Here is a 6,180-nt window from a genome sequence, read left to right as displayed (position 1 = left end):
CTTGGGCGTCGATACGCTCGACCTGTTGTATTCGCATGGCCCCGATCCCGCGGTGCCTTACGAAGACCAATGCGGCGCGTTGAAGCAGCTGCTCGACGAAGGCGTGATCAAATATGCGGGCATCTCCCGTGTGAATAACGAGCAGATCGATCTTGCGCGCGGCATTATCGGCAGCGGCTTGGTCGCCGTGCAAAACCAGTTCTCGCCGTCGCATCCCGATCCGGAACATACGATGGAGCATTGCGCCGAATTGGGGCTCGCTTTCGTCTGTTGGTCGCCGCTCGGCGGATTCCTCGATACGTTCGATCAGAGCGCGTACGATCCGTTCCGCACGGTTGCCGCGCAACGTGGTTGCTCCTACCAGCGTGTGGTGCTGGCGTGGGAATTGACCCGTTACGAACGTCTGTTCACCATTCCCAGCGCTCGCAATCCGCAGGAAATCAACGATTCCTTCGCTGCAACGCAACTTCAGCTCACTCAAGAAGAGCTTGCGATGCTTCCTTGCTGATTATCGTTTCCTTTTTTTGGGCGTTTTCCTGTACTTGCACGTTGCGATCGAAAAAATGTTTACAGTAAAAGATATTATCGAGACATAACTGATGGGCATCGAATAAGGCGAGGTGAAGCGTGGGCTTCGAGCGGGAGTCGTTTGACAAGCTGATGAAAGTGGTCTGGGGTAAGAAGTCTCAGATGCAGCAGGCGATGTCGCGTGATTCCAAGGGCGAGCCATTCATTATTCGCGAGCTTGAGTTCAAGGGCGCGCAAACGCCCTCGCAGTTGGCTACCGCGTTGAAGGTCACGTCGGGCAGGATTTCCACGCTGTTGGCTGCGTTGGAAAAAAAGGGTCTGATCGAGCGTGAGGTCGATCCCAACGACCGACGCATTGTGCATGTGAATCTTACCGAGCAGGGGCGGGCGAAGGCCAAGCAGCAGCGCGAGGATATGCGCGACGCCGTCTGCTGGGTCTTTTCGCAGATGGGGGAGCGTCGCACGCGCGAATTCGTGGATCTTACCGAGGAATTTGCCACATACGTGACCATCTGCATCCCTGGCCAGCCCCGCCCCACCGCCGAAGAAGTAAAGCAAGCCTTCGCAAAAGCCGAATCTGAAGATCCTGCGTAGGGACTGCCTACCACGTAAGCGTGCGCCTCACATGTGCCGTTCGCGACTGTAAGCTTGGCCAAACGGCCTCGAGTGTGTCGCGAATGGTATATGTTGGCCGCGCGACCGAGCTGAGAAGAATCGCTCTCAGCAAATACACAGAAATATGAGATTGTCTTACACTATAAGTAATTAAATATCGTAAGACAATTCAATAGGACTTATGTAAATCATTAATCGCAATTCGATCAACTCATGTAGTTGATCCAACCAATCCATCAATCGCAAAAACTTCAAACGCAACACAAGAGAAGGAATCCAAGCATGTTCCGCATTATGCGATACCTCTCCAAAGCGGAGATAGGCCAGATGCTCATTGCACTGGTCAGCATCGTCGGGCAGATCTGGCTTGACCTGACCCTGCCGGACTACATGTCCGACATCACCACCCTCGTGGAAACCCCCGGCAGTGAAATGCACGATATTTGGATCGCCGGCGGCAAAATGCTGCTTATTTCGCTTGGATCGGCAGCATGCGCCATCATCACCGGCTATTTCGCGGCACGCATCGGCGCATCGTTCAGCCAGCGTCTGCGTTCCATGGAATTCCGCAAGGTAGAATCGTTCGGACCGGCTGAAATGAGCCGATTCTCCACAGCCTCGCTGATTACGCGTTCCACGAACGATATTACGCAGATTCAGATGTTCATCACCATGGGATTGATGATGATTGTCAAATCGCCGATTATGGCGGTTTGGGCCGTCTGCAAGATTGCGGGAGACGGTCTCGAATGGACGCTCGCCACCGGCATCGCGGTAGTGGTGCTGCTGGTCTCCATCACGATCCTCATGGTTCTCGTCATGCCGAAGTTCAAGTCCATGCAGCGACTGACCGATAACATCAACCTTGTGGCGCGCGAGAACCTCACCGGCCTGCGCGTGGTGCGCGCCTACAATGCCGAGGATTACCAGGAAGCCAAGTTCACCAAGGCCAACAAGGAACTCACCGACACCCAGCTGTTCACCAACCGTGCCATGGCCTTCATGATGCCGTTGATGAACACCATCATGAACGGTCTTATGCTTGCCGTGTACTGGATCGGCGCCTACCTGATCGACGCCGCCGACGCGGCCGACAAGCTCACCACCTTCTCCAACATGGTGGTGTTCTCCAGCTACTCCGTGCAGGTGATCATGAGCTTCCTGCTGATGAGCATGGTGTTCGTGCTGTGGCCGCGAGCGGACGTGTCCGCACAGCGCGTGCTCGAAGTGCTCGACACCGAGCCGCTGATCACCGACGGCACCCGCAGCGACGCCGGCGAAGCAGGCAAGCAGGGCGAAATCGAATTCCGCAACGTGTGCTTCACTTACCCGGATTCGCGCGAAGCCATGCTCGAAGGCATCAACTTTACCGCCAAGAAGGGCGAAACCGTGGCGTTCATCGGTTCCACCGGCTCCGGCAAATCCTCGCTCATCAACCTCGTGCCGCGTTTCTATGATGCGACGCAAGGCGAGGTGCTCGTCGATGGCGTGAACGTGCGCGACTACACGCTCAAGGCATTACGAGACAAAATCGGATATGTGCCGCAACAATCCTTCCTGTTCAAAGGGACGATCGCATCCAATGTCAGCTATGGCGACAATCCGCTCGATACCACCGATGCCGGCATCGTCGACATGACCGATACCTCGACCGCGGCCGGCAGAAAGCGCGAAAAAGAGCTGATCGCAACGCAAAACGAGCATCGCACACTCACTTCGGAACAGCGCGCCGACGTGCGCAACGCATGTGAAGTCGCACAGGCGACCGAATTCATCGCAACCAAGGAAAAGCAGTACGATTCCGCGATTTCGCAGGGTGGATCGAACGTGTCGGGCGGGCAGAAACAGCGTCTGTCGATTGCACGTGCCGTCTATCGTCATCCGGAAATCCTGATTTTCGACGATTCCTTTTCCGCACTTGATTTCAAAACCGACCGGGCCGTACGCGACGCGCTCGCCAAGGAAGCGAAAGATTCTACCAAACTGATTGTCGCGCAGCGCATCGGCACCATTATGGACGCCGACCGCATCGTGGTGCTCGACGACGGCAAGGTGGTCGGCCAAGGCACGCATAGCGAACTGCTGGAAAACTGCGATGTGTACCGTCAGATTGCGCAGTCTCAGCTGAGCGAAGACGAATTGAACGGCGGCAAGTCGGGCGAAAGCAAGCTGCCGGGCGAAACCGGCAAACCGATTGAAACCGGCAAGCCGTCCGTCGAAAGCGAATTGAACGAAAGCGAGGGTCGCTGATATGCCAGGAGGACCTATGGGACGCGGCCGCGGAGCCGTTGAAAAACCGCAGGATTTCGGTGGTGTGATGAAGAAACTGGTGCATTTCTGCCGCCACTACATTCCCGCCATCATTGTGGCGCTCGTATTGGGCGCGATCGGCACGGTATGCCAGATCGTCGGTCCGGACAAGCTCAAGGACATGACCAACGAGATCGCCAAAGGCCTGCCTGCGCTAGTCAATGGCAAGCCGGTGCTCGGTGCGATCGACATGGACGCGGTCACGCACATCGCATGGCTGCTGGTGGCGCTGTATGTGGGGTACGCGGTGCTGTGCTACGTGCAAAGCTGGATGATGGCGAACGTCACGCAGCGCACCGCACAGGAGCTGCGCGAAGCCATCAGCGTGAAGATCAACAAGCTGCCGCTCAAGTATTTCGACAAGGTCAGCTACGGCGATGTGCTCAGCCGCATCACCAACGATGTGGACGCCATCGGCCAGACGCTCGGCCAGTCGGTCGGCTCGCTGATCACGTCGGTCACGCTGTTCGTGGGCGCGCTCATCATGATGTTCTACAACAATGTGATTATGACGGTGTGCGCCATCGCTTCCAGCCTGGTTGGCCTGCTCATCATGGGCGCAATCATGAAGGTTTCGCAGAAGTACTTCTCCCGTCAGCAGATCGCATTGGGCGATGTCAACGGTCACGTCGAAGAGATGTACGCCGGCCACACCGTGGTCAAGGCGTATTGCGGCGAGGCTGATTCGATTCGCGCGTTCGAAAAGTACAACGGCGATTTGTACGATTCGGGATGGAAGAGCCAGTTCCTTTCCGGCCTGATGATGCCGTTGATGAATTTCGTCGGCAATTTCGGCTACGTGGTTGTGTGCGTGGTTGGCGCTGTGCTTGCGATGGATGGCAAGATCGAGTTTGGTGTGATCGTTGCGTTCATGATGTACATTCGACTGTTCACCCAGCCGCTTTCCCAGTTCGCGCAGGCATTCCAGAACCTGCAGCGTTGCGCGGCCGCTTCCGAGCGCGTGTTCAGCTTCCTTGAAGAGCCGGAGATGGCCGACGAATCCGACAAGCAGGCGCTGCTCGGCGTGAACGGCAAACCGGTGCGCGGTGACGTTGAGTTCAGTCATGTGAAGTTCGGTTACGATCCGAGCAAGACGATCATCAACGATTTCTCCGCTTCGGTGAAGTCCGGTCAGAAGGTTGCGATTGTTGGTCCGACCGGTGCCGGCAAGACCACGATGGTGAATCTACTGATGCGTTTCTATGAGATTTCGGGCGGTTCGATTGCGATTGATGGTGTGGATACGAAGTCCGTGCCACGCTGGAACGTGCATGACCAGTTCTCCATGGTATTGCAGGATACGTGGGTGTTCCATGGAACAGTGCGTGAAAACATTGCGTATTCGAAGCCGGGCGTCACCGACAAGCAGATCGAGGACGCATGCAAGGCCGTGGGTCTGCATCACTACATCATGTCGCTGCCGAATGGCTATGACACAGTGCTTGACGACAAGGCCACGCTTTCGCAGGGTCAGAAGCAGTTGCTCACCATTGCGCGAGCCATGGTTGAGGATGCGCCGATTCTGATTCTCGACGAGGCCACCTCTTCGGTCGATACGCGTACGGAAGAGCTGATTCAGAAGGCCATGGACGCGCTGACCGTGGACCGTACGTCGTTCGTGATCGCGCATCGCCTGTCCACCATCCGCGATGCGGACATGATTTTGGTCATGAACCATGGCGACATCGTGGAAAGCGGTACGCATGAGGAGCTGCTCGCCAAAGGCGGTTTCTACGCCGACATTTACAACAGCCAGTTCGCCCTCACCGACTGATTCGCCGTTTTGGCTGGCTGATTCACAGGAGCCGCACGTCCCCAAAGGCGTGCGGTCTTTGTTTATTTCGGCTGGTATTCGGCTGTTATGCGGATCGCAGGAAGAGTTCGGCCGGGAAGTTGCGGCTGACTGCGATTTGGCGGGATTCGTCCAATGTTGCGTATGTGAAATCGAACGTGCGTTGCAGTTGTGCTACGTCGGAAACGAACAGGGCCGTGGCCAGGCCGTCCGCAACGGCGGTGGGGTAGTCGCGTGCAAGATTGAGCGTTGCGTTTGCTGGAACGTATGCCCAGCTGGCTTCGGTTTGTTGCGTGGGCAGTCCGTCGATGGCATTGAGCAGATGATGAATGGCGATTTGGGTGCGCTCGTTGACTGCCACGTTCCAATGGCGTCGGCTGGGTGCGCTTGCGCACAACGCTCCGTTCGCAATATGTGCGATTCCGATTGCGTGGGACTGATCTTCCGGATCCTCAAGTGCGACGGAAATAGGCTGTTCCGTATGAATCAGCAAATCACCTCCCGCATCAATCACGAATTGTGACGACTGCAGCATGCGCCCGAGCAGATCGACGAGATAGCCTTTGCCGCAGGCGCCGAAATCCAACTGCACCGGCTCATGCGTTACCAATGTGGTTCCGTGGCGGGTCACATCGCGTCCCCAAACGGCGCGTCCGCGCAATGCGCCCAAATGTTCGGGCGCATCTTGCGTAACCGTGAAACTCAGCGACGCATCGTATCCAAGTCGGGTCAAATCCTCGCCGACGCACGGATCAATCGCGCCGGAAGTGGCGGAAAATAGCGCATCGTACAGATCGAACAGCGGCGCGCACCAATCCGGAAAATCGAAACTTCCGCCATGCTCGGCCTTGCCGATCGCCGCAATCAGCGAATCATTGCGGAATCGAGACAGCACGTGTTCGTAATCCTCAATGAGCGATTCCATTGCGGAACGC

The 6,180-nt window shown here is 56.6% G+C and carries 4 protein-coding genes and 1 pseudogene; 4 read left to right on the top strand and 1 reads right to left on the bottom strand.

The genetic code is table 11. The features are described 5' to 3' along the window. The 4 genes and pseudogenes from Q5H33_RS07895 to Q5H33_RS07880 form a co-directional block, all read left to right on the top strand. Positions 1-508 (top strand): aldo/keto reductase (locus tag Q5H33_RS07895; protein ID WP_302423912.1); only part of this gene is annotated, 508 nt, incomplete at its 5' end. A gap of 119 nt (positions 509-627) precedes the next feature. Then, entirely contained in the window at positions 628-1,122 is a 495-nt protein-coding gene (locus Q5H33_RS07890; RefSeq protein ID WP_022244787.1) for a MarR family winged helix-turn-helix transcriptional regulator, read from the top strand. A gap of 303 nt (positions 1,123-1,425) precedes the next feature. Then, positions 1,426-3,285: pseudogene (locus tag Q5H33_RS07885) on the top strand (ABC transporter ATP-binding protein); the annotation flags it as partial. A gap of 109 nt (positions 3,286-3,394) precedes the next feature. Then, positions 3,395-5,227, top strand: a complete 1,833-nt coding sequence (locus Q5H33_RS07880; protein WP_118279784.1) for an ABC transporter ATP-binding protein — start codon at positions 3,395-3,397, stop codon at positions 5,225-5,227. An 85-nt stretch (positions 5,228-5,312) separates the two neighbouring features. Here Q5H33_RS07880 and Q5H33_RS07875 read toward each other — a convergent pair. Continuing rightward, a partial coding sequence (locus tag Q5H33_RS07875) for an FAD:protein FMN transferase (RefSeq protein ID WP_302423910.1) occupies positions 5,313-6,180 on the bottom strand: 868 nt, incomplete at its 5' end.

This window comes from uncultured Bifidobacterium sp. (genome assembly GCF_959020145.1).
Lineage (GTDB): Bacteria > Actinomycetota > Actinomycetes > Actinomycetales > Bifidobacteriaceae > Bifidobacterium.
The sequence above is the reverse complement of the archived record's forward strand: the minus strand, read 5'-3'. Positions and strand labels throughout refer to the sequence as shown.